Source organism: Brevundimonas sp. FG8, assembly GCF_057808845.1.
In genome coordinates this window covers 17,525-40,389 of the sequence record NZ_JBMDIU010000013.1, presented here as the reverse complement: position 1 = coordinate 40,389, position 22,865 = coordinate 17,525, and the positions used below count along the sequence as shown (strand labels likewise).

The following is a 22,865-nucleotide window of genomic DNA, read 5'->3' as shown; positions in this document are numbered from 1 at the left end:
TCGACATCAAGCGAATTGGATTGCACAATCCAACAAATGACAGCTTTCCGGCACCGCCAATGACGCCCGCCCCGAACCTTCCAGACCCCCTTTCTGGCGTTGAATCAGGACCGCCCACGGCGGTCGTCTATACGGAGCTGCAAAAGGCGTTCGACCACTTCAACGAACACCTCTTCGACAGCCAGTTGCCGCCGTGCCTGCTCACGCTCCAGCGCGAGAAGAAGACCTACGGGTACTTCTCGCACCGCCGCTTCATCAACAGCTCAACAGGCCAGACCTTCACGGATGAAATCGCGGTGAACCCGGCATATTTCGCGACGGGCGGTCTGCTGGAGACGCTGCAAACCATCGTGCATGAGATGGTGCATCTGTGGCAGGCGCACTTCGGCAATCCGGGCAGGAAGCGCTACCACAACAGGGAGTTTGCCGCGAAGATGAAGGCGGTCGGCCTCATGCCGTCATCGACTGGAAAGCCTGGCGGAGCCCAGACAGGCGAGAAGATGGCGGACTATCCGATAGAGGGCGGACCCTTCATGGCCGCCGTCGAGAAGCTGGTCACTGAGAAGTTCCGCATCTCGTGGCATGATCGGTATTGCGAGGGCCTGGCTGGCGCCGCACCTGAAGCACTCGCCGAGCTGATCGCGGCGGGCGTGATCGTGGAGGGACAGGAGCCCCGCCCATCGAAGGCTACGCGAGTCAAATATCACTGCCGCGAAGCGAAGGTGAACGTCTGGGGAAAGCCGGGACTGACGTTGTTCTGTTCCCTCGACGGCGGGACAACCCTGTTGCCTTTCGCGCCGGTCAAGGACGTTGGAGCGCTGTTCGTTCCTGGCCAGCAGGCGGGCGCGGCGGCGGATGATGTCTAGGCTTGCCGCAATACCGAGCAGGGTATATTCTTAGGCAAACCATGAGGCCCGCTGATGTCCGCAAACCACTACCTTGAAGTCAGGAAACTCCTGCTCCCGCGCGTCGCCGAAGTCGTGCGCGGCTGGAAGATCAATCAGCAGACTGCGGCTCTCCAGCTCGGCACGACACAGTCTCGCATCAGCCACCTGTTGAAGGAAAAGGTTGAAATGTTCCCGCTCACGCATCTGCTCCTGCTGGCGCAGAAGGTCGGGCTGGAAGTCACCCTGACGGTCGATGGCAAGTCGGCCAGGTTCGAGCTGGGCGAGGAAGTGGCCCAACCGGAGGCGGACAAGGCCGCCCCTCCGCCGGCTAAGAGCGAGGAACCTGTTGAACCCTACGCGCCGCGTCGAGCGGGCAGGGCGAGCGCCCGCGCCCAGGCGAAGACCCGCCGTCGCTCAAGTGCTGTGAGCGGGGAGGCATGACGGTGGAAAGCCAAAGACCGGATCCTTCGCAGATCTCGGTGGACGAAGCCGTGCGGCTCGCGCTGGAAGACTACCGGACATGGGCGAATGCCAACGCCCCTGATCTGAGCCTCCATCCACGGGTGTATGTCAGCTCGGATGAGTTTGAGGCCATGCGCCGGCCGTTCAGAAAACACGGCCGCTGGCACATTCGCGCCAAGGGCTATGATGCCCCGCTCGCGTCACCGCGCGAGGATGGCAGCGGCGGTATCGTATTCGACCTGGGGGATTGATTGATGCTGGGCACCTCTCAATCGCCAGCTCGGCCCGAAGCCGACACGCGCGCGGGGAAATTCATTCGGGAGAACCAAGGCTCGCCCGTGGTGTATATGGCCGCGCGAGCCGACGGGCGGCTCTCCTATCGGCTGGAGAACGGCTTGCGCTTCCTGCTCGATGACGCCGGCGTTGAAACTCTGAACCGCTTTAACTGGAAGCCGCGCCTCTCTGCGGCGCTACAGGCGAAGCAGGGAGGGAGGCGTAGGCCTTAAACTAGGCCCATTCCCTCTCGTGGTCGTCCGCCTCGATGGCGGATAGCACGCCCTGGGCGCCAGCAAGATCGAGGCGGGCGCAGCCGACATCGACCCCGTAGGGATTTGTTGACCAGATGCGGTCCTCGCCCGCACTGATCGACCAACCCTCCACTTTCACGACCAAGCCAGCGCTGACAAGTTTCAGCAGCTCCTCGGCGGTGAGTGCAGGAGGGCTCGGGTCCGGGCTACTGCAGTCAACCATTCTCAGCATCCCCATCGATCTTCACAGCGGGCAGCAGCTCGCGAAGCACCGCAATGACAAGCCGCTGCTGCTTTAGCGGCAACCTCGCAAGCGCCGCCGGCAGGCTGTCCGAATTTGCAGATGGAGCGCTTGCCTCGTTCCAGTTTCCCTCGGCGTCCAGCGCCAGGGCCGGGAACAGCGTGTCCGGCCGAACGGCCAGCGCATCGGCGATTTCCCAAACCATCGAAGCGCTAATCCGGTTAGCGCCTGTCTCGTACTTCTGGAGCTGCTGGAAGCTCACACCGATCCGTTTCGCAACCTCGGCCTGGCTCAAGCCGCGGGCCTTGCGGATCATCTGCACTCGACCGCCAACGTGTTTATCGATCGGATCGATGTCGTCCGGTACGGGGCCAGTAGCGCGCGACGAAATTCGGGGCATGGGACTGTCCAGAGAGAGGAGGCAGGCTAGTGGGCTATGATCCGCCACGTATAGAGGTTTTCCCAGACCTGACATTCGCACAGCCCGGCGAGCTGCGCCGCATTGAGCCTCAGACGAGCTTCTAGGTGCGTGATGTTCAGCGTCTCGGCGACATCGGCCGTACTCCGCCAGCCGCCCTCAGGATCGCGGTAGTGATGGGCTAGGTGATTGGCCACCTCGGCGATCATGCTCTGCGTGACGCCTGCTATGGAGGCCACAGCCGCCAGAGGCTCGGGCCTCAAAGGAGGTCTCGCAGTTCGTCATCCGCCCGTGCGTCCAGGATCCGGGCCAACGCATCACCGGACTTGACGTAGGCTTCCTTCGGGAAGTCGGACCGCCAGTCGGCGTAAGCCTGACGCCAAGCGCGGTTTCGGGCCAGAGGGCCATCCTCGGGAAGATCGTCGGTGCGGAGAGCGCGAGCGAAAAGACGGGCCTCGTACGCAGCCTGGACCGCATCGAGCTTCTGGATGTCCAAGATGACCGCCTTCACCTCGGCGGGCGTCGTCGGATCTTGGATCGCCGACTTGAGAACAGGGTGGATCGGGTCAGAGCCGTCAAGATTGGCTACGCGGCGGCTGTCAGACTGAACGGCACGATCAAACATGAAACACCCAAGAACTAAGCACAGGCCGGACCCATCCAATGTGGCCCGACGGGAAGGCATTGAAAACGCTCAGGAAAATCGCGCACATAATCCGTTATGCGAAATTCTCTATTGTTTTCAATGCGTTAGGAAGATTCAAAGGCCGTCATCTACGGCGGACTGCAAACCACCACCAGACAACGAGCGCACACTGGCTGGCGCCCGCGCAGGCCATGAGCGCAAGGCCGACAATCGGCCATCCGACCAGCAGCAGCAGACCCGCGGCGAGGTATGCACCGCAGACACCAGCGACCAGGCGCTTCAAAAGCCCAAGCTCTGGTCGAAGATCGTCAGATGCCGGACGCTTCGTGATGGACACACCGTTCTCCACTTAATAGCGGGTCGAATATGGCCTATATTATATATTGGCTGTTGTGGTCAGACCAATAAAAAAGGCCGGGATTGCTCCCGACCTTTCCGAAAGTCTCGCATCGGCTATCCGCTTCGCCGCCACATTCTGCGTCACGCCCCAGCTCCGAATCTCGTTGGCGAGCTGGGTAATCAGAAGCCGCTTTAGTTCATCGACCTGAGGTGTCGGCGACATGAAGCTATCCAGAAAAGAAAACGGGCCTTGGATCTAGAACCAAGGCCCGCCAGACGAAACGAACAGGGAAGACCCGATCAGGAACCCGACCAGCCCGTGAGGGCCATGACGTTCTGCAACGGGCCGATACCGTTGGCCCAAAGCACCATATGCGCGACGTAGAAGACGGGAAACACAACCAACGCTATGCGAGCGGCGGTGTGCTTCGCGAAGAAGGGAATGGCCCTGGAAAGCCAGCCTAGAAACTCCGCCAGCACCCACGGCGCCGCAAACAGGAGAGCATCGCCCACCCTACCCGCGCCACCGGCCGCGGCGGAACCCCAAAATCCGATACCAAAGATCACACTGGCGACCATCAAGGACGTGGCGGTCTTCATCGGGTTAAAAACCAGACGCTCCCGCAACAGTGAAGGCGAAGCCACCAGCGGGATATCAAAAGGACTACGACGCATAGGAGTATCCGAAGTGAGAGTTCGTCAGATCGATGCTTCGATCAGGAAGCGCGCCGGCCGCCCTTGGCGACCCACGTATTGAGACGTTGCTGGACGGCGTAGGAGCAGCCCTGGAGCAGGGCCGCCACGCACATGAAGGCCAGCGAAATCAGGCCAAACTTAATGCTGTTAGGATGCTGGGTCAGCAGCCAATAGATCCCCATGACGAGACAGCCCAGCAGGCCGAGGCCGAACGACAGGCCGACCACGAACCTGAACAGACCGAACCCCACCCCAACAAAGGCGTTGCCGACCTCCAAGAGGCTCTGAACGATAAGGCCCCTCGACCTCCCCTGCCCGGCTTCCTGCTGGCGTTGATCCAGAGGGACAACCTGTTCGTCCCGCACGGTGTAAACCGTCCTGATCGGCTCGGCGTCGATCACCGGAGCCAAGGCGCCCATCGACCAATCCTCTTGCCTCACGTCCATAACAGCCTCCCGACAAAATGCCGATCTAGAGCCCTAGAATATACCTAGCCCGGTATAACCGCAAGCGGAAAAATCACTATCGCCACCCCCGCAAAACTCTTCCCCCCGGCGTAGTAACGCCGCACGAAATGGCGCGTCAGCGACCGTGCAAACCCCGTCCTTGGACGGTGGCCAAGATCTGATCCGCCGCGTAGCGGCCTGACGAGTATCGCGGCCAATCGGTCGCCCATCCAGCGCGAACCATCCGTGCGGACAAATTACGCCCTTGGGCGTCAAAGCACCGGGCCACCACGCGCCGATAGGAGCGCTGGCCAGTGTCTTCACACGAGACTTCCCCCTGCCCTATCAGCTCGATCAAAGCGGCCCGAGAACGGGGACCGTCGGCGGTATCCATTTCAGGCGCCTGGATGCCGTGAAGACGAACGCGAGTTCGGCCGAACCGGATCGTATCGCCGTCGGTGACGTGAGACGGCCGACCGCTGAGCGTGGGATCGCTATGCGATCGGATAGGAACGCCAGAGGCGAGAGCGAGGCGGTCTCCGAGTGCGGCATAGCCGGTCGCGAGGATGCCAAGGGCGATCATCGGCAGGCCTAAGCGAAGACGGCGGCTGGAGAAGCGAAAGAGCATGGAAGGCTCCGAAAAAAGGGCCGCCGCCCTGTGGAGGACGACGGCCAGAGGTTAGATCGAGGAAGCGAGGATCAGCGGCCCATTGCAAGGGCCGGTGCGCGCTCCGGTTCACGGTCGCCGCGCTCGACCTCACGACCGCCGCGATCTAGACCACGGGTCAGGTCGCGGTCATCATCGCGACCCCGCTCCTTCTCCTGGTCCCGCTCAAGCTGTCGAGCGTCGCGGTCCTTACGGTGTTTCTCGCCCTCGCCGGATCGGGTCAGCTCGTCGGCCTGGTGGCGACGGATCGCCGCCCTCATACCCTCGCGAAGCTGGTCGAGCTGCGCTTCCTTGCCGTGCAGTTTGCGAAGGTCGTTCCAGTCGGAGCCCTTGTCGTCTGGCTGGAACTCAGGCAGTAGCGTCTGGCCACCGACGGCCTCCGCCGCGGCTATAGCCTTCGTCTTGCCGACATTGATTTTCGGCTGGCCAGTGCTGGCATTGATTTCCTGTTCCTTACGGTGATCGTTGTCGCCGGCAGCGATCAGAAGGCGGTCGGGGTAGCGGTCACGATAGAGCTGCATGACGCGCGGCAGGTTGCCAGAGTCGAAACAGACGGCGACCGGATAGGTGGTCCCCTCGTGAAGATCCCGGCCAGTGGCGTATCCCTCGGCAAAGAGGATCGGCCGCTGATTGTCCACGTCGCCGATCAGGTGGTGCATGTCCGATTTCGGACAACCACGCGGGAAGGACTTTTTGCCGTGCGGGCTGATGGCCTGGGCGCTCCAGACCTTGCCGTCCATGTCGTGAATCGGGATCAACAGGTGATCCTTTCCGCCTAGCTGCTGAGCCTTGGGCTCTGCGGCGGTCGGAGTGAAGTTCGGCGGCCATTCAACGACGCTGTCCATCATCACCAGACCTTGCGGCGCGATGTCCTTGCGCGAGAGGTAGGCGTGATCGGCCGGCACTGGCTGGCCTTGATCGATAAGCTGCGTGACCAAGTCGGCCAGCGCCGAACGATCAGCGAGCGCCTGCGCCTCCCGCGCCGCGTTCTTCTCGGCCTTCTCCCGCTCCTGTCTGGCCTTCACCTCTGGACTAACCGATTGCACGATCTGCGAGTATTTCCAGGTAATGACCTGGCCGGTCTGGTGGTTCTGGATTGTGCCCGCCGGAAGGCCGTTTTCGTTGCGATCATCGAACGCGCGGTATGCCCCGCTTTGGTCGATATAGTTGCCTTGGCCATTCTTCTTGTCGTCCGTCGTCGGGACACGATGCCACTTTCCGTCGAGCTTGGGCTGACTGTTCACGATAAGCCCCATCGCGACCATCGCGTCAGCGAGTTCTTCGTGCGGCGGCTTCACAAAGGCCTGACTTTGCTCGGCTGGCGCGAGCCAGTTATCGAGCTTGGCGAGGTCTGCGCCGGCTGGCGCGTACCAGAGCTTATCGACCTTGTCCCACTTCGCCCCGGCGGCCTTGGCGGCGTTCTTATCGGCGAACGGGACGTGAAGGTTGACGCGCTCGTCGGCGAACCGCGCCTCGGTCTGTTCGCGCATCGGAAACTCCCGGTCGAGGATGGATTGCGCCTGGTCTTCATCAATGGTCGCGTCATCGCGCAGCTCGGCGGCGCGTTCGGCGTAGGCGTGTTGAGCGCCGATTGCGGCGTCCACCTCTCGCATTTCGGCTTCCGCCAGATCGAGGCGGATGTCGTTCATGCGATCTTCGACCAAGGCCGCCGCCAGCGCCCACTTCGGGCGAAGCAATGCGGCTTTCTCGGGATCGCGCGCCATCGCCATGCTCAGGACGTGCGAGGCGGCCATCATCTGAGCCTCCCCGCGCTGGGCGAAGGCCATCATGTCCTCGAATGGCGTGGTCAGCTCGGGCGCCCCCGGCAGATCATGGGGGATGCCGACGGTGAGGGCGTTGGCGATGTCCCTGCCGAACAACAGCAAGGATTGCTGGTCTTGCTCGGACAGGCCCAAGGCGGCGGTCTCTGCCCGGAAATCCGATAGCGAAAGATCGGCGGGAAGCCACAGGGCGTTCGCGTTGTCCTGGGTCAGCTCGCGCTCACGCTCGCGGGTCAAGACATACTCCATCGCCTTCTCTGCGGCGCTGGCGGCGCGGAAGATTTCGCGCGGGTCTTCCTCCAGCGCCTTGATCCAGCTCGCGACGTAGGAGTGATGGTTGCCGGGATCGAATTCGCATCCGACCCGCTGGGCCATCATGTAGCTATACAGCTCGGCTACGAGTTCTTCTTTCGCGTAGCCCTCCGAACCGAAGGGATGCGCGAGGTCGCGATCCAGGCGCGAGGCGTGGCCGGTGGAGTGACCCAGCTCATGCAGGGCCGTCGCATAGTAGTTCTCCGCGCTGGGGAACTGGCTGCGCTCGGGCAGGACGATGTGATCTTTCGTCAGCGAATAGTATGCGCGGTCACCTTCGACGTGCCGGATCGGAGACTCGGACCCGGCCAGGATCGCCTCAAGGCGCTGGTGCCGTTCCCATTCGTTACCGGGCTCGCGCGGCGGAAGCGCCGGCAGGCCGTCGAGCTGTTCGGCGTTGAAGACCCGCGCATAAAACCGCCGGGGCGACTCCAGCTCGACGCGCTGGGTGATCTGGCGACCGTCTGCATCGATCACGGGGCGTCCGCCGTCGTCCTTGACCGCTCTTTCGTCGTGGAACTTCCAGTATTCGACGCTGGTCCCGGTTTCGCCCTTGCGGACTTGGGCGCCAATGGCCTCGGCCTGCTTGTAGGTCAGCCAGCGCGGGTCGCCGTAGCCTTGCAGGCCTAGCCAGTGCTGGTTGATGCCCTTGTAGGCATTTCCCGTCGTCGGGTTGAAGGCCGCCGTCAGCTCTCCAGCCTGCCAAGGGCGCTGCCAGGGCGCGGTTCCTTCGGACATGGCGACGACGAACTTGCGGGCGACCTCGGACGCGAAGTCTTCGCGTTCGGTCTTCGGCGTCCGTTGCTTCTTGGGAGCCTTAGCCATTGGCGGCGCCCTCCCCGTCCACCTGAGAATCCCATGCTTCATCTTCGGATAGGGCGTCTTCATGGAACGCCCCCATTCGCTCGGCGTCTTCCGGCGAGACGACGGACATCACGCCGAAGGTGTCAGAATCCTCAATCCGGGCCGACAAGATCGGCTGGCGCACCGACGGGTTGCTGGGGTTGCTGGACATTCTCGGCTCTCTCTCGTGAATAGACTGAAAGTTCGGAAGTGTATGGGTTCGGCACGTCTTGCGCCGGGGCCTCCGAACCTACCGGAGAGGCAGGAACAACACCCGCTGGCGCAGGAGTATATGTAGCATACTCTATATTGAAGTACCTAGCGACATATCCGTTATTGAAGCCGCGCGTAAAGCTTCCGGTGTTATAAGCCGACAAAGCGGCGAGTAACGCGTTCTGTCCGTCACCATGTTGACGCCGCGCCCGAGAATAGTTGTCCGTCAAAATCTCTGCGCCTGCGCGTACATTGGTGCAGGGGACGAACATTTGCTCAATCGTGTAGCCCAGACGGGGCAAGTTGCGGCTGTTTACCTGCATCAAGCCAATATCGACGTTGTAGCCTTGGCTTATCGCGTCGCGCACCACGCTGGCGCCGTGTGCGGCGGACTGGATGCGGGGCACCCGGTAGCGAGCCCGCCCGCGGATGACGTTGACGTTGACCGCAAGCGGGTTTCCGCTGCTCTCAACCCGGATGATGTGGGCGAGCGTAGCTGGGCTGACATGAGGGGCGCAGGCTGCGAGCGCCGGATCTAGCGCCCTGGACCGGGCGCTTGCCTCCGGTGGCGCGGCATAAGAGGAAAGCCCGAGAGTAGCTGCGACGGCGAGACGCACGGCGAGGCGCGGCGCCATTACTGCTCCTCCGGCTGGATCAGAACCGGTCGCGCCCGGCCATCCACCAGATCAGCCGAGAGCGGGCCGAAGTAACGGCTGTCGAAGCTGGCGGGATTGTAGGAGCTGACAAGCCAGACCTGGCCCGGCTGCACCGTGTACGAGATATTCGGAAGACGCGGCAGTCGCCGCCCGCTTCCATCAACACGCACCGGAGCGCTATTCGGGACCAGCTCGCCATTCACCCGGACGCCCTCGGCATTGACCGAGACATGGTCGCCCTCGACCGCAACGACCGGCTTGAGCAGAGGCGACAACCCGCTTCCGCAGAACCCGGCAGGTATGTAGCCGAAACGATGTGCTTCGTTCATCGGGCCAGAGCTGGGCGGGCAGACCCATACAACATCGCCGCGGCTGAACGCCTTGCTGCTGGCGACCTTCCAGATGCCGAGCGGCATGGATGGCGTCAGGTTCACGCGGTAGCCTTGGGCGTAGGCGGTCGCCGTCAGCGCACAGGCCGCAACGGCCAGGGTGCTGCTGCCGATCAGCGCCACGCGCAGCATCGAGAGAGAAGCGCGGTCTGCGAACCGGACTAAGGCGTCGGGGATCCTCATGGGACGAACCTTTCGGAAATGTCGGAAGTACGCGGGCGGGAAGTGAAGGGGTCGGTGCCGTGCTGGGCGACCGTACCGCCGGACGGCGCCGGGGCCGCCTCGTTGACTTCGGCCTGGGCTTCGGAGACGACATCGGCCCGAAGCTCGAAAGGCACGTCCGACATGGGCGGCGTGTACGGGATGCGATCGCTGATTTCCGGCGGCGCGATTTTCACCCTTTGGGAGAAGACCGCATTCTGGAAATAGAGGCTCTGGATCGCCTTCGTCGGCGGGAAGCCCGCCGCCTGAACAATCACCTCGCCGGGCGAAACGATCTGCCCCGTCCCGTCCTTCTCAGGGGACTTGAGACGCAGGGCTTCATCCGGCGTGATTAGAGGTCGCTGGGTCGATTGGAAGGAACGCGAGGTGTTGCCAAGGAAGCCGCCAAACCGCGAACCGGACGAGGTGATGTTCTCGGTTACGACCGTCGTTACACCGCATGAGTTGGAGAGCCACTGTGCGGTCTCCAGCCTGTTCGGCGCGAACGCGATCCGAATGTGGCAGTTCGACAGGATCGACTCATGCTGCGTGTAGGCCTGATGCAGTTGCGACAGGTCTTGCATGATAAGCATGGCCTTGATGCCGTAACCGGCGATGAAGGCCAGCGACTCCTGAAACACATCAAGGCGGCCAAGCGACGGGAATTCATCGACCATCAACAGCAGTCGATGCTTGTGGGGGTCTACCTGACGGCCATCGACGTATTGCAGCTCGGGGCGCAGCAGGACGCGAACGAGCTGGTTCAGGAGCAAGCGGATCAACGGCTTGAGCCGGTCCTTATCTTCCGGCCGGACGACGATATAGAGCGACACCGGCTTTTCAGCGTTCATCAGGTCATTGATGCGGAAGTCGCTGTGGCTGACGTTCTTGGCGACAAGCTCGTCCCGGTACAGGGAGAGGTAGGACATCGCGGTCGAAAGGACCGAGCTGCGCTCGGCGTCGGCCCGGTTCAGCATATCGCGCGCGGCGGCCGAGACGACGGGGTGGGCGCTCCGTACCGGGCGACCGGAATTGGCGTCGATCACAGGCTTGCCGGCGGCGTCTCGCGCTACCAGGTGCGAGTTGTGCAGCATTTCGAGATAGAGCTGCGTCACGTCTCGCGTAGGGTCGGACAGGGCGAAGGCTAGGCCTGGCAAAGTGGCGGGCTTCCCGGCGGCCTGCCCTTTGTAGGCCAGATGCAGCACGAGGCCGGTGAGCAATGCGTGGGCGGTCTTCGCCCAGTGGTCGGCCAGACCCTTGCCGTCCGGGTCAACGATCATCGTCACAAGGTTCTGGACATCACCGACCTCGTAGGCGGTGCCTACCCGTACTTCGTCCAGAGGATTGAAGGCCACGCTGCCCGTGAGGGCGGCTGGATCGAACTTCATCACGAGATTACCAGCCTCGCGCTGACGCCATCCGGCGGTCATGGCCCAAAGCTCGCCCTTCTGGTCGTGGATGACCACGCTGGCAGGCCAGCTCAACAGCGTGGGGACAACGACCGAGACACCTTTGCCGGATCGCGTGGGGGCGATGACCGCGATGTGTTCGGGGCCATTGTGGCGGAGGTAGTAGCGCTTCCTGTCCTTGGCCTCGAATGCCGCGCAATATACCCCCGCCGATGGCGGGCGTCGGCGCCGTAGGAAGCCAAGCTTGCGGGGGATGAAACCCGCGCGCTCAACATCGTCCATAGCGCCCCAATGGGCCGACCCGTGCAAGTCGCTGGCGGTCTTGCTGGAGCGGACGCCGAAGCCCAGAGACAAGGCATAGACGAAGAAGCCAAGAGCGACGGAGGCCGTGAAGCCTAGACCACCCATGCCGAAGATTGTCTGCTGGGAGCGATAGTATTTCGCGACCCACGTAAACCAATCGAACGGTCCATAGAGGCCCAGCGAGCCCCGCTCGCCGAGCTGTGGCACATAGCCGAACTTATGGGCCAGCCATTGCGTTGTCGCCCAGCTCGACAGGACTAGCCAGGCTGCGAGCACGAGTAGCCCCCACAATGCGAGCTTCGTCGTATGTGGGCGGACAGTGCGGGGCTTCGTCGTCTTCACAGTTGACATCGGCAATCCCAATAGACGGTCAGAAATATGGTACATACTACATATTCTGCCGGTTGGAAGCGCCGTTGCCCCCTCCCCTCGTTTAGGAGCGCTCCTGAGGCCCCTTCCCAGCCGAACGAGTGGGGTTGACGAAGCGTCCGGTAGGATCGGTCACAACGAGCGCACCGGGCGTCCAGCGGCTTGCCTTGGCCGCCTGTCGCCACGTCACTGGCATAACGGTAATCCCGCGTTGGTCGCGCAGCAGGACCGCCTCAGACCCGTCGGCGAACCGGCGTCGTCCGGCGTACTCGGTGGGCCCAGCATCAGCGGGGGTCCAGATGCGGTGCGGCGGAATATCAGCGATGCGCGCCCGCGACGCGTTCCGTTGATCGACATATGCCGCAGCGAGCGTCTGGTCGGGGACACGGTCCTTCGGATCTTCGGGCCGCAACCTGGCGATTTCCGCCACCCTCGCAGCCTCCATCGCCGGATCGGCGAACCGCACGTTCATACCAGGAACGGTCGCGGCCTCGATGACGGCGGCCTTGAAGGCGTCGGTGCCGGCGATCACGAGAGGCTGGCCAGCGAAGCGATCCGATGCCAGCGACAAAGCGAGGAATGCCGAACTGAGCGTTGCTGTGTCTGCCCGGACCTCCCGCGCTCGATCTGTGACCTGACCCCCATCCTTGGTCCGATAGACCATGTCGCCATTCTTACGCGCCTCTGGCGAGAGCTGCTGATAGACGACGTTCCGCGCCGACATTACGTCAGCCGCGGTAAGAATGTCGGCCGCCATCGAATCCTTCGCGATGGTCCTGGAGCGCAGGACCGAAAGCGCCGCTTCATCGCCTCGGGCCGCCTCAGCCTCAAGGAACCTCTGCCATGTTGGTAGGCCGTAGGCCTGCCTAATAGCTTTGCGATCAGCGGCGGCTCGCGCCCTCCGGTCAACGGCCGACTTCGCGCGCATCGTCTCGATCTGCGCCCGCTGCGCCTTCTTGAGTGCAGGGTTAATGCCACGCTGCAGTTTCAGCGCTTTCAACTGGCCCTGGTAGTGCGAACGTAGCTGTACCGCGTAGTCGCCGTACTTCTGCTCGATGTCGGCGAGCGCCTGTGTCCGGGCTGACAGGGCGACCTCTTTCTGAGCTTCGTATCGAGCAAACAGCGCCTTCGCCAAAGCCTTGTCGTGCCGGGGCGCGCCTCGATAGCCGCCGCCGGGCGGAACCGCCGAGCGCTCCGCCCTTGCCTCGGCCTTCGGCCGTTCTTGAGCCCCCGCCCTATCTTCGCCGTCCTGTTCGGCGCCCTGTCTGCGATCTTCGCGGCTGGCCGCTTGGAACTCGCCGAAGCGTTGGGCCAGTTTGTGAGCGGAAAGCGCGCGGTCGATGGAGCTGGCTTTCACCCAAGCCTTTGTCCCTTCAACTCCGACGACCAGGCCTCGTGTCCGCGCCGCCACCGTCAACCCGTGCTTTGCAAAGGCCTCATGCACGTCCTGCCAGCTTTCCGCCTTCTCGATGTCGCCGACGATCTGTTCTCGAGCATTTTCCTCGATCCAACGGCCTAGCGACTCTCGCCCGGCGTGGGCCTCCATCTTGTCGGCCCCGTCCTGGGCCTTGCCGCGATCCTTCTGGCGCGCCTCAACCCGGTCGTCTGCGAGGCCGTGATTGTCGAGCCTGAGACCGTGCTTTTTCTCCAGCTCGCGACAAGCTTCCATCAGCTTCGGGTGATCCCGGTACGGCTCGACGTTCCGATACGTCTCGGGATGAACCTTGTTGATGGCGACATGGATATGCAGGTTGTCCGTGTCGTCATGGACCGCTGAAATGCGCTGGTGGTCCGACAGCCCGATAGCCGCGACTAGATGATCTTCGATGTCGCGGAGCTGGTCATGCGTGGGGCGCTCGCCCTCGGGGAAGCTGATGACAAGGTGGTAGGACTTCTCAGACTTGGACCGGGTGTTCAACGCCTGGACACGCTCGATCTGATCCAGCGCCATTTCCAGATCGTGGGTTTCACAGTTCGTCACCCGCGCCGCGACAACCCGCTCCCCCCCGCCCTCTCTGTCCGTGACATAGGAGGCGAGGCGATCAAAGGCACGGGGATCTTGCGGATGGTCAAGGTCGAGAACGTACAGCCCGAGACGGGTGTACGAGTCCTTGCCCGACTTACGGGTGATGCGGTGGGCGATCATAGCTGACGCACCTTGTCGCGGACTTCCTCGCCGATGGCCTCGATGTCGTTCAGAAGTCGGCGAACATCACCGACATCGGCGCCCTCCCCGGCGCGGTCGGTGAGCCACAGTTTCAACAGGCCGCCCATCCGGCCGAGGTCGCCCCTCAAACGATGAAGGTCCATGACCTTTTCGTGGTCGAGGGCTGTCTTGGGCTCGAAGCCCTGACCCACGCGCCGCAAGAAGTCGGAGACCGTTAGGCCGGTGAGTTCAGCGCCGCGGACAATGGCCGCCCGCTCGTCCGCCGTGACGTAAACCTTGAGCGGTCGATCCCGCTCACGGATAGGGCGGGCGGTCATGCCCTGCCCCTCGCGCCAGCGATTACCGGCGGTAGCCGGCGTGTGCCTCGCAGAGCAGGGAAGCCGATGAGCCGAAGGCGAATAAGGCTGTATTGGGGGGCGGAGCCGCGAAGCGGTGTAGGCCCACAATACCTATCCTGCCTCCTAACGCCAGGCAAATGTGTGCAAATCCATGCAAGCGGGTCAATGGAGGGGGCCGTCACGTCTCGGTATTGCATACTATTGCACTCAATTGCGCTCAATTGCGCTCCGCCAGCTCTTAGAATATGGTCTATCGTACATATTCGGGCCGCTGCAAGGCTCGGGTAAAACCCGTAGGCCTGGAGGTGGAGAATATGAGCGACGAACGCCCGAAAAAGGGGCCGCCCGTCGGACGAATGGCGTTCAATCTGGTGGCCGATGACATCAAGGCCGCCCTCGACAGGGGCGAGTGGATGTCATCGATTTATGAGCGGTACAAAGACCGACTTCCGTTCAGCTACCCTCAGTTCACGAGACACGTCCGTCGGGCATTCCGCCCCAAGGCGAATGTCGCGGAGGCAGCCGTGGCGACGATCCAGCCGACTGCTCCGCCTCCGCCTGAGCCGGTAGTGCCGAAGTCGCCTCCGACTGACGGCCAACCGCTGCAAGCCCAACATGAGGACCGCCCTAAGCGGTTCAGAAACCTGAGCCGCCCCGAAGGCGAGCTATTCTAGGAGCCCTCCCCCATGCGTCGCGTACACTTCAATCTTCAAGGCAAGGGCGGCGTCGGCAAGACGATGATCGCCGCCTTCCTGGCCCAATATCAGGGCCGCAACGGCGAGCCCGCCAAGTGCTTCGACACCGACCCCGTGAACGACAGCCTCTCGGGCTGGAAGGGACTCGATGTCGTGCGCCTAAATCTGCTCGATGACAGCGACCGGATCGTTGAGCGAAACTTCGATCAGATGATGGAAGTCATCTTGAGCGAAGACCGCGACTTCGTCGTGGACTGCGGCGCCGGGGCCTTTTTGGCCCTGACCTCGTATCTGATCGAGAACGATGTGCCTGACATGATCCACTCGGCCGGAAAGGAGCTGTTCGTTCATCCGGTCGTCGTCGGAGGCGAAGCCATGCGCCACACCTCGGAGGGTTTCGTGAACCTCGTTCAGCAGATGCCGTCCGAGACCCAAATCGTGCTCTGGGCCAACGCGTTCTTCGGCCCGATCCAACACGGTGAAAAGGAGCTGGAAGACCTCGCGTTCTATCTGGAGAACAAGGCCCGTCTGCGGGGCGTGATCCGCCTCGACCGTGAGGGAACCGACACCTACCGGGAAGACCTGGCCCAGCTTATCACCCGGCGGATGACCTTCGCCGAAGCGCAGGAATCGGACGTGTTCGGGATCATGCCGAAGCAACGGCTGAGACAGCTCGGCCGGCGGTACATGGATCGCATGGCGACGGTGCTGTGACCGACGCGATGGAAACGCCAGAGAGGAAGGCGGAGGCGCCAGCCGCCGGGGCCGAACTGGACCTCGGCGGCGAGCTGGGGCCGCGCTTTGTCCCGTCGGACATCAAAGACATCATCGCCCTGGTCGCCAAGCGCCATCACCTCCTGTTGCGCGCGGACGATCCGGCCCTCGTCTTGCTGACCATTTTCGAGGCGGTCAGCGAGCGACACATGAGGGCGATGTCAACGGAGCTGAACCGCGGCCTCGATGCGCTCAGCCACTCGGCCGAAGAACAGATGATAGCCTCGCGGGCCGTCGCTGGACGGATCGTGAATGAGGGCGGTGACTTCATCGCCCAGAAGATCCAGGCGGCGGGCGAGACAGTGGGGCCGAAGATCGCGGAAGGGGTGCTGGATGCGCTGCGGCCGACGCTGGCGGCTATGGTCGCCGAGACCACGGCCGCAAAGTCGGCGAAAGCCGTCGCCGTCACCGCCTCGGTGCTTGCCGGCGTCGCGAGCGTGATCGCAGTCGGTGCGGTATTCCTCGGCGGCTGAGCCAGGCTGGAGTGAAACGACAAGGCCCGCCGCCCCTCGTATGGGGCGGCGGGCCTTTTGCCATCTTAGCCAGCCTCAACGCAGCGAGGCCAAGATACCATCAATCACGGCACCGCTGCGCGCGATGGTCGTCCGCGTGATCGCATCCCAAACCAGCTCCCCAGAGCGGAGCTGCTGAATGAGCGCTCGCCCCTCCACGGCTCGGCGGGTGACGACCAAGGCAAACCATTCGCCCTCAGGATCGTACTGCAGCAGGGCGTCGGAAGGCGGTGAAACCGGCGACGCCTTAATGGCCGTCTGCCAGAGCCCTTCTCGATTCCGTGTCACGGACGCGTCGGCGCTGACGAACTGGCCAACGCGGGGCCGCCGCATACCGTCAGCGGCGCGCACCCGTCCGCCATCCACTGTGGCGCGACTATCCACGATGGAGCGACCCTATCAGCCCCAAGGCCCGCCTCCCCGCGCGATTCTGGCCTGTGCAGCCTTGCGCTCCCTTTCGGCGCGCTGCTGCCGTTCACTGTCGGCGAACCGCTCATAGACCTTCAAGCTGGGTTCCAGAAGGGCGGCGCGCGCGCCGCCTGGCCTGAGCGGGATACGGGAGAACAACCACCACCTCACCCCTTCACGGAGCCCGCACAGTTGGACCGCTTCGCGCAAGGCAGGCTTGCTCACCGAGCCTTCCAAAGGGCGATGATCGTCTGGATGTCCTCGCCGAACCCAAGCTCGTTGAAATAGATCGGGCCGGGGTGGTTGGCGAGGAACGCCAGCACCTCGACCATGTCCAGCCCGATTGCGCGATCCACATTGCTCAACTCGACCGGATCGAAGCCACCCAGCTCCTCCGCGTTCCAGCAGGCCATCAGGAACGCGGCGACGCGGCGGGACTGACCGGTGTCGCTCTTGGCCAGGTCGAACAGACGGGCCAAGGCCAGAAGGGCGCGCTGGCTCGTCCCCGCCACCATCGCCATCGGCTCGGGCTCTCGATCCGCCACCGTCCACTTCGCGAGGCGGTCAGCCTCGGCGCGGTCCGCGTCGGCGCGGATCGGCGCGTCTGGATGGATGCGCCCCTGGCCGAAGGGCTTGTTGAAGGACGAATAGTAGAGGCTCCTGCCGTTCACGACGAACCTCGCGGCGACATCCTGACCCTCAAGGTCAGTGCGGGCCAGCAACTCGCGGAAGGCGACGAATGCAGCCGCCAGCGACGGTGTCGCCGTGCGATCGGTCAAGTCGCGGCCACCGTCGCGCCGCAGGTCAACCCGGTATTCGCCGATCTGGATCATCTGCTTCCCCTGCGCCTCCGGCGCGTCTTGTTGCTCGGCCGGGAGCAAGGTGCGCCCGGCGTCTGTGAGGGCGAAAGCGTACTCGCGATCACCCACCTTCGTCTTGACGGTCAGACCAAGAGACCGAAGCCGTCCGACGACGCTCGGGGGCGCACCCTGGATTCGCCATGAGCCAATTCCGGTGTTCACCTCCGACACTTTCCCGTCGCGGATAGCGGCAAGGGTGGTGAGCTGCAAGGCGGTTGGATTGTGCAAATCCACTCATAGGCCGGTCTCCAGAAGTTCGGCGGCCTTCGCGGCGGCCAGTGCGGTTTTGAACTGACGGCGCGACGGCTTGCGGCCATCGCATCGACGGGCGGTGCGGACAAACCGGCCATAGTCAGTGACGATGTTCCAGCGTTGGCCGAAGCCGGACACTCGATAGGGGATGCCCTCAGAGGCGTATTCGTTCGGATCGCCCAACTGGCAACCGATATAGACGCCAGCGCGGTTGTCATCGCGACCACACACAAGCCAGCGAGCGGGCAGGCCGTCAGGGCGGGCGGTGTCCAGCCACTCGGGAGGCTGGGCGGCCACCCGACGATTGTTCATCCACGGGAAGGGGCGGGCCTCAGTCACGTCCTGGCCCTCCCTTAGAAGGCCAAGGCGAACTGGCCGCCCTTGGACTCGACCACAACTGCGTCGTGCGGCGTACCGTGCCGCTCGGTCCCCAGCTCGGTCCACTGCATATGGCCGCTGCGGTCATGCTTGAGCCAGCCGCGCTCCAGACCGACGACATAAGCCGCCAGCAGGTCCAGCGAGGGGATGCAGCCGTGGTTCACAGGCCAGCGGGTGCTTTTATCTTCGTCCTCAAGGGAGGTAGGTTTCGAGAACCCGCACAGGCTCTCAAGCCCGTTGTCGGGGAAGGCGAGACCGATGTGTCCAAGGATTTCGCGCGCCAGCTTGGTCCCGATACCGCTCGTTCCGCTGCGGACGGCGCCAGCCAGAGAGGCGACCATCGCCGCATCCGTCGTCAGGTGACGGGTCGCGATCAGATCGCGCCAGTGCTTCGCCGTCATCAGGTCATAACCATGCCAGCCGCCACCCCGACCGTCGCGCAACAGGACCGGGTCAAACTCAAGCTCGATGCCCAAGGCCTGCTCGACGTGCTGGACGAACGGGTGTTCCTTCACGCCGGGGTGCATCAGGGACATACGGCGCTGCGTGATCCCGTCGTAGCTGGTGACAGCGATGGGCCACGCGAACAGCCCAGAGGGAAGGGCCCAGAGACCCGTCAGCTCAAAGTCATAGGGGACGCTGAGAAAGCCGTTCAGCTCCAGCAGACAATCGTTCGTCCTGATGCCCGCCGCAATCAGCTTTTCCAGCACTTCATCGGGAGCGCGCGGGGCAATCTCAACCGGGGCGGTGTGCTTCTTGGCGCGGGCCATGCCTGTCTCCATCATCGGATCCCGGCAACCCCGCCGGGGAGGTGGCGCTAAGCGCCTATGTGGTTATACCGGGCGCGGTATATGGATGCAACATAAACCGACTGCGACGCCTGAAAAATCGGCAGGGTTAAGGAACGCCGGGAAGGGAAAAGGGCGAACCCCCTCCCCTCATTGCAGGATCTTTTCGACCTGGCGTTCCAGGGCGCGAACCGCGCCAGCCTCGGTCTTGTAGCCAGCGCGCCGGAAGTTGAACCCCGATACGCCGCACATGGCCTCCACGGTCCACTCCCCAAACCGCTCGTAGGCGTACCCCCTGAACCCCGCCTCGCCCCCGGTGTGAAGGCGCCAGTTGCCATCGCCATCTAGATAGAGGCCCACCACCTCAGAGGGTTGGGAGTAGGGATAGAGTCTCACCCCGTTTCTAAGAATGTGAGATTGAGACACGATCAAGCCTCCGTGGTGATCGTAACGGCGTAGCCGTCGGCGAGAGACACCAGACCCGCGACGACAGGCAGAGCGCGGAGCTGAGCGTTCGTCTCGGGCTCCACCTCACCGTCGAACCAATCGGCGATCTGGTCGCGGACAGCCTCGGTCACGAGGACGTTGGCCCACCCATTCCAGCGGGTGCCAAGGTCGAAGCCGTCGAAGTCGGGGCCGTCGTCAAAGCTGAACTTGCAGGGGGTCATGGCGGTTATGCCGCCATGCCAAAGAGGTCGCCCTGAGCCGTCCGCTGGGAGTTGGCCCATTCACGGATGCGAGCGACTTCCCCCGCCGACGCCAGATGCGCCCAGCTCCGGGCCACATCGATCAGCTCGGCGACCGCCGCGTCCAGCGCCTCGACCCGGCTGGGGAAGCGAGCCATAGGACGCCCATCGCTCCATTCGCTGACGCCTTGGGCTCGGCCAATGACGCTGCAATGAGCGCTGACAGCCATACTCCAGCGACCGTCAGGCCACTGGCCAAGTTCGATGCTCGCCGGTTCACAACCGCGCCAGCCGGGGCGCGAGTCGGCGCAGCGCAGGGTTTCGATATGGGCGGGGCGGAAGATTTGCGGGCCGGGCATATCAGGCCTCGATCCAACGGGCGGCACGGGTCAGGGCTTGCAGGGCCAGGTCTTCGCTCTTGTAGGAGATATTAGGCTGACGATAGGCGTCCGGCTTCCCGCTGGCGCACCACGCGGACATCACGAAAGCATCACCCTCGCGCATCACATAGCCACGGAAGCCATTGACCTGATCGCCAGTGTGCAGCGCCCAATTGTCGTTCTGGTCCAGATACAGGCCCACCAGACCGGAGGCCTTGGCATAGAGGGCCAGCGTCCGCCCCCCGCGCTCGATGACACCGGAAGCCGCCTGAACCGGCTCAGGGTTGAACTGAATAACGTCGCCCATCTTCTTCTCCATCGTCGGACCCGGCAACCCTGCCGGAGAGGTCTTCAATCAGTTGGCCGCTTCGGCCTTCGCGGCTTCGGCCAGTTGTTGCAGGGCCACCGTGATCGAGTTGCTGAGCGGGGCCGGGATGGAACCTTGGGCCAGAGCGTTCATCGGGCTTGCGAACTGATACATTTGCTTGTCCTCAAAGCGATTGGTTACAAGATCACTCTAAGGATATTTGCCGTGTATTCAAGCACAAAGATAGTAAATACCCCTCTTTTTGCTATCTCCCTTCTGGCGTTAACAAGACGGCGCAAGCCGTCAAACAGCATTGGCCTCAAGAACTACTGTCAGAACAAGAATAGCCACCGACCCGACACCTCAACATCGCGGAGTGTCGATCCTGGGCGGCCTGGCCGGGCCGCGCGGCCCCTCCCCGCCGGCACCGCGCCAGCCGCGACCCAAACAAAAGGGGCGGCGGAAACCCGCCGCCCCTGCACTCCGGTCTGAGGCCCTGTCAGGCCGCGATGCCGGTGATTTCGGGCAAGGTCCGCCCGTTCATGGTGAGGGTGAAGTTCAGCCGACGCTCGGCGGCGGCGTAGGTGCGATAAACCTCGGGCGCCAACCGCGCCGCCGTCTTCAAATCCTGCTCACTGGCCATGATGCAGAAGACGCAGCTCTTGCGGGTCATGCCCGCCGCATAGACCCAATGGGGTTGCTGGCCAGCGGCCCGGATCGTGGCGAATACCTCTGCTTCGGTGAAGTCATGGATCGGAAGCCAGTCGAACCATTCACGCCCGGCCTTGCTGTTCGCGTCAGACCGCTTGAACGGGGCCAGCTTGGATCGCTTGGCGCTCTCCCCTGCCCTCATTCCCATGCAGTTGACGACCTGACCGCTGAACCGCGGATTTGCCTTGAGGAACCGCCGGATTTCGCGCTGGATCGGCCCGCGCTTGAGGTCAGACGTACACTGGCGCTGCATGGGCGACGGGAACTTGCCGCGCGCCTCGACCATATCCCAGAAGGTCTTGACGGCCCGCGTCACGATCAGCGGAAGCCCGCCGATAGTGTCGCGGATATGCTCTTGCGTCCCCTCCCACTCCACGCCGGGAAGCTCGGCGTGGATGACTAGGAGCTGGTCAGCCGGAACGACTTTTTGAAGCTCGATCAACATGGCCTGGCCGTCCTTGCCGCCGCTGTGGTTGGCGACGAACAGAGCCCCCCGGTCAATCATGGTTTGCACCTCGGCCGGGATCGGATCTCGGCCAAAAAGGCGGAGCTGGACGACGCTGCACCGGCTCACGGTCGGACCATCTTCGCCAGCATGGCGCTTCCGCCGTCGATCTTGCAGAGGCTCCGCCGGGCCTTGCGGGCTGCGGCTTGGCCGACATCGTGAACGGTGTCCCACGTCGCGTTCACATAGCCGCTCCATGACGAGGGCGCCCCGCCCTTCGTCCGGTATTCGACGGTGACGTGAAAGCGCTCCACGGCGTCAACCGCCTCGGGCTCAGGAGCCTTCGGCTCGGGGATGATGCGATCGGTATAAAGAGGAAACATTTGGCCCGCCCTCAATCGACGTAAGAGCGGTGTTCGGTCGGGTGGTAGCCAGCCTCAGCGGCCACCTCGGCGAAGGCGTCGTGCGCCTTCTCCTGCACCGTCATGTGCTGGGTCTGGACGCCAGCAGGAAGCGACTTGATGACGTAGACCCGCCCGCCGCTCTTGAAGGCGATCTTTGAGCCGTTCTCGTCGCGCCGCTCCAGCAGCGCCCGCGCAAACTTGGTGTTGGCGCGATAGCCAAGCATCACACCGCCACAGGTGCCGATGTCCTCGGAGCCGTCCGCGAGGAACTGGCTACGGGCCGCGTTGTCGAAGTAGGCGCAGGCCAGGTCGATCACCCGATCCTCAATCGAGCGTTCGCACTCCAGCAGTTTGTGAATGTCGAGCCAGAACCCGACCGGCATTTGAGGGTGTCGGGCAGGCGAAGCCAGCAGCTCGCCCCGCAAGTCCTCGGGAGACCCCGCCACACTCAAAAGGGAGTCGGCGTAAGAGTTCAGGGACAGCAGCATGGGACGCTCCAACTTCGGAACCCGGCAACCCCGCCGGAGAGGTGTGAACGCGTTGCGTCCACCCCCGAAGTATACCGGGGCCGGTATGGCAACACAAGCAATTTAAGCACCCGCCCTCGCTTTTTCGGACCTTCCTTCTGGCGTTAATCTGGCCGCCCTGGCGGCCCTTTGGATCAGTGGTCGTAGCTCCAGAACTCGCCATCCGGCTCCCATTTGGCGATCCTGACAGACAGCGCCTCGCGCTCGTCGGCGTCATATCTGGAGATGATGGAATCTGCGGCCACTGAGTAGTTGACGAATAGTCCGCACTCCCGGTCGCCACCCTCGCGACCGGCTTCCTCCATGATCGCCCACGCGCGACCGTGCTTGAGGTGGAACGCCCGCGCACGGGCAAGTTTGGTGTCAGGGCTCGTACCGGCCATGAAGGTCTCCAGTGTCGGAAGGTGCGGCTATGCCAGGGTGAGAGG

Annotated in this window: 31 protein-coding genes; 6 read left to right on the top strand and 25 right to left on the bottom strand. The window is 63.3% G+C overall.

What is annotated here, in order from left to right; genetic code table 11:
- Positions 1–59: 59 nt before the first annotated feature.
- The 4 genes from ACODRV_RS15860 to ACODRV_RS15845 are packed head-to-tail and all read left to right on the top strand — an operon-like array spanning position 60 to position 1,855.
- Positions 60–866, top strand: a complete 807-nt coding sequence (locus ACODRV_RS15860) for a SprT-like domain-containing protein (RefSeq protein WP_488908974.1) — start codon at positions 60–62, stop codon at positions 864–866.
- 54 nt (positions 867–920) lie between these two features.
- Positions 921–1,328 carry an XRE family transcriptional regulator gene (locus tag ACODRV_RS15855; protein ID WP_488908973.1) on the top strand — a complete coding sequence of 136 codons (408 nt, stop codon included), beginning with the start codon at positions 921–923 and terminating at the stop codon, positions 1,326–1,328.
- Positions 1,325–1,600 (top strand): hypothetical protein, encoded by a 276-nt coding sequence (locus ACODRV_RS15850; protein WP_488908972.1) that lies wholly within the window; start codon positions 1,325–1,327, stop codon positions 1,598–1,600. The genes ACODRV_RS15855 and ACODRV_RS15850 overlap by 4 nt, the downstream gene beginning before the upstream one ends.
- 3 nt (positions 1,601–1,603) lie before the next feature.
- A complete protein-coding gene (locus tag ACODRV_RS15845; RefSeq protein ID WP_488908971.1) occupies positions 1,604–1,855 on the top strand; it encodes a hypothetical protein in 252 nt (83 codons plus the stop codon).
- Between the two features lies 1 nt (position 1,856).
- Here the strand turns inward: ACODRV_RS15845 and ACODRV_RS15840 are convergent, their stop codons facing one another.
- The 14 genes from ACODRV_RS15840 to ACODRV_RS15775 all read right to left on the bottom strand — a co-directional run bounded on the left by ACODRV_RS15840 (position 1,857) and on the right by ACODRV_RS15775 (position 14,289).
- Positions 1,857–2,099, bottom strand: a complete 243-nt coding sequence (locus tag ACODRV_RS15840; RefSeq protein ID WP_488908970.1) for a hypothetical protein — start codon at positions 2,097–2,099, stop codon at positions 1,857–1,859.
- On the bottom strand, positions 2,092–2,517 hold the full coding sequence (locus ACODRV_RS15835; RefSeq protein ID WP_488908969.1) for a helix-turn-helix domain-containing protein: 426 nt from the start codon (positions 2,515–2,517) through the stop codon (positions 2,092–2,094). The genes ACODRV_RS15840 and ACODRV_RS15835 overlap by 8 nt, the downstream gene beginning before the upstream one ends.
- Positions 2,518–2,543: 26 nt before the next feature.
- On the bottom strand, positions 2,544–2,744 hold the full coding sequence (locus ACODRV_RS15830; RefSeq protein ID WP_488908968.1) for a hypothetical protein: 201 nt from the start codon (positions 2,742–2,744) through the stop codon (positions 2,544–2,546).
- Positions 2,745–2,794: 50 nt separating this feature from the next.
- Positions 2,795–3,160, bottom strand: a complete 366-nt coding sequence (locus ACODRV_RS15825; RefSeq protein ID WP_488908967.1) for a hypothetical protein — start codon at positions 3,158–3,160, stop codon at positions 2,795–2,797.
- A 660-nt stretch (positions 3,161–3,820) separates the two neighbouring features.
- Positions 3,821–4,195: a hypothetical protein gene (locus ACODRV_RS15820; protein WP_488908966.1), complete on the bottom strand. Its 375-nt coding sequence runs from the start codon at positions 4,193–4,195 to the stop codon at positions 3,821–3,823.
- 41 nt (positions 4,196–4,236) lie between these two features.
- The gene (locus tag ACODRV_RS15815; RefSeq protein ID WP_488908965.1) at positions 4,237–4,662 is read right to left on the bottom strand and encodes a hypothetical protein; all 426 of its coding nucleotides are present in this window, start codon (positions 4,660–4,662) and stop codon (positions 4,237–4,239) included.
- Positions 4,663–4,798: 136 nt separating this feature from the next.
- Complete coding sequence (locus tag ACODRV_RS15810; protein ID WP_488908995.1) at positions 4,799–5,245, bottom strand: thermonuclease family protein; 447 nt, start codon at positions 5,243–5,245, stop codon at positions 4,799–4,801.
- Positions 5,246–5,361: 116 nt separating this feature from the next.
- Positions 5,362–8,310, bottom strand: coding sequence for a zincin-like metallopeptidase domain-containing protein (locus ACODRV_RS15805; protein ID WP_488908964.1), 2,949 nt, complete (start codon positions 8,308–8,310; stop codon positions 5,362–5,364).
- Positions 8,240–8,437 carry a hypothetical protein gene (locus tag ACODRV_RS15800; protein ID WP_488908963.1) on the bottom strand — a complete coding sequence of 66 codons (198 nt, stop codon included), beginning with the start codon at positions 8,435–8,437 and terminating at the stop codon, positions 8,240–8,242. Before ACODRV_RS15800 ends, ACODRV_RS15805 begins: the two co-directional genes overlap by 71 nt.
- Positions 8,379–9,113: a lytic transglycosylase domain-containing protein gene (locus ACODRV_RS15795; RefSeq protein ID WP_488908962.1), complete on the bottom strand. Its 735-nt coding sequence runs from the start codon at positions 9,111–9,113 to the stop codon at positions 8,379–8,381. The genes ACODRV_RS15800 and ACODRV_RS15795 overlap by 59 nt, the downstream gene beginning before the upstream one ends.
- Entirely contained in the window at positions 9,113–9,646 is a 534-nt protein-coding gene (gene traF / locus ACODRV_RS15790) for a conjugative transfer signal peptidase TraF (protein WP_488908961.1), read from the bottom strand. The genes ACODRV_RS15795 and traF overlap by 1 nt, the downstream gene beginning before the upstream one ends.
- A 56-nt stretch (positions 9,647–9,702) precedes the next feature.
- A complete protein-coding gene (locus ACODRV_RS15785) occupies positions 9,703–11,823 on the bottom strand; it encodes a type IV secretory system conjugative DNA transfer family protein (RefSeq protein WP_488908960.1) in 2,121 nt (706 codons plus the stop codon).
- Between the two features lie 46 nt (positions 11,824–11,869).
- Complete coding sequence (gene traI / locus ACODRV_RS15780) at positions 11,870–13,951, bottom strand: TraI/MobA(P) family conjugative relaxase (RefSeq protein ID WP_488908959.1); 2,082 nt, start codon at positions 13,949–13,951, stop codon at positions 11,870–11,872.
- Positions 13,948–14,289, bottom strand: a complete 342-nt coding sequence (locus tag ACODRV_RS15775; RefSeq protein WP_488908958.1) for a plasmid mobilization protein — start codon at positions 14,287–14,289, stop codon at positions 13,948–13,950. Before ACODRV_RS15775 ends, traI begins: the two co-directional genes overlap by 4 nt.
- Positions 14,290–14,996: 707 nt before the next feature.
- Here ACODRV_RS15775 and ACODRV_RS15770 point away from each other — a divergent pair.
- Both ACODRV_RS15770 and ACODRV_RS15765 read left to right on the top strand, forming a co-directional pair.
- Positions 14,997–15,719 carry a nucleotide-binding protein gene (locus tag ACODRV_RS15770; protein ID WP_488908957.1) on the top strand — a complete coding sequence of 241 codons (723 nt, stop codon included), beginning with the start codon at positions 14,997–14,999 and terminating at the stop codon, positions 15,717–15,719.
- Positions 15,716–16,252, top strand: a complete 537-nt coding sequence (locus ACODRV_RS15765) for a hypothetical protein (RefSeq protein WP_488908956.1) — start codon at positions 15,716–15,718, stop codon at positions 16,250–16,252. Before ACODRV_RS15770 ends, ACODRV_RS15765 begins: the two co-directional genes overlap by 4 nt.
- Positions 16,253–16,920: 668 nt before the next feature.
- Here ACODRV_RS15765 and ACODRV_RS15760 read toward each other — a convergent pair.
- From ACODRV_RS15760 to ACODRV_RS15710, 11 genes are all read right to left on the bottom strand, one after another.
- Positions 16,921–17,793, bottom strand: a complete 873-nt coding sequence (locus ACODRV_RS15760; RefSeq protein ID WP_488908955.1) for a DUF7673 family protein — start codon at positions 17,791–17,793, stop codon at positions 16,921–16,923.
- Positions 17,794–18,150: a hypothetical protein gene (locus ACODRV_RS15755; protein ID WP_488908954.1), complete on the bottom strand. Its 357-nt coding sequence runs from the start codon at positions 18,148–18,150 to the stop codon at positions 17,794–17,796.
- A 14-nt stretch (positions 18,151–18,164) separates the two neighbouring features.
- A complete protein-coding gene (locus ACODRV_RS15750) occupies positions 18,165–18,959 on the bottom strand; it encodes a hypothetical protein (RefSeq protein WP_488908953.1) in 795 nt (264 codons plus the stop codon).
- Between the two features lie 446 nt (positions 18,960–19,405).
- Entirely contained in the window at positions 19,406–19,645 is a 240-nt protein-coding gene (locus ACODRV_RS15745; protein WP_488908952.1) for a hypothetical protein, read from the bottom strand.
- 5 nt (positions 19,646–19,650) lie between these two features.
- Positions 19,651–19,821: a hypothetical protein gene (locus ACODRV_RS15740; RefSeq protein WP_488908951.1), complete on the bottom strand. Its 171-nt coding sequence runs from the start codon at positions 19,819–19,821 to the stop codon at positions 19,651–19,653.
- Between the two features lie 202 nt (positions 19,822–20,023).
- A complete protein-coding gene (locus ACODRV_RS15735; RefSeq protein WP_488908950.1) occupies positions 20,024–20,350 on the bottom strand; it encodes a hypothetical protein in 327 nt (108 codons plus the stop codon).
- Positions 20,351–20,398: 48 nt separating this feature from the next.
- On the bottom strand, positions 20,399–20,524 hold the full coding sequence (locus ACODRV_RS15730; RefSeq protein WP_488908949.1) for a hypothetical protein: 126 nt from the start codon (positions 20,522–20,524) through the stop codon (positions 20,399–20,401).
- Between the two features lie 325 nt (positions 20,525–20,849).
- The gene (locus ACODRV_RS15725) at positions 20,850–21,566 is read right to left on the bottom strand and encodes a phosphoadenosine phosphosulfate reductase domain-containing protein (protein ID WP_488908948.1); all 717 of its coding nucleotides are present in this window, start codon (positions 21,564–21,566) and stop codon (positions 20,850–20,852) included.
- Positions 21,567–21,631: 65 nt separating this feature from the next.
- Positions 21,632–21,889, bottom strand: coding sequence for a hypothetical protein (locus ACODRV_RS15720; protein WP_488908947.1), 258 nt, complete (start codon positions 21,887–21,889; stop codon positions 21,632–21,634).
- Positions 21,890–21,900: 11 nt separating this feature from the next.
- The gene (locus ACODRV_RS15715) at positions 21,901–22,398 is read right to left on the bottom strand and encodes a hypothetical protein (protein WP_488908946.1); all 498 of its coding nucleotides are present in this window, start codon (positions 22,396–22,398) and stop codon (positions 21,901–21,903) included.
- 173 nt (positions 22,399–22,571) lie between these two features.
- On the bottom strand, positions 22,572–22,820 hold the full coding sequence (locus ACODRV_RS15710) for a hypothetical protein (RefSeq protein ID WP_488908945.1): 249 nt from the start codon (positions 22,818–22,820) through the stop codon (positions 22,572–22,574).
- Positions 22,821–22,865 lie beyond the last annotated feature (45 nt).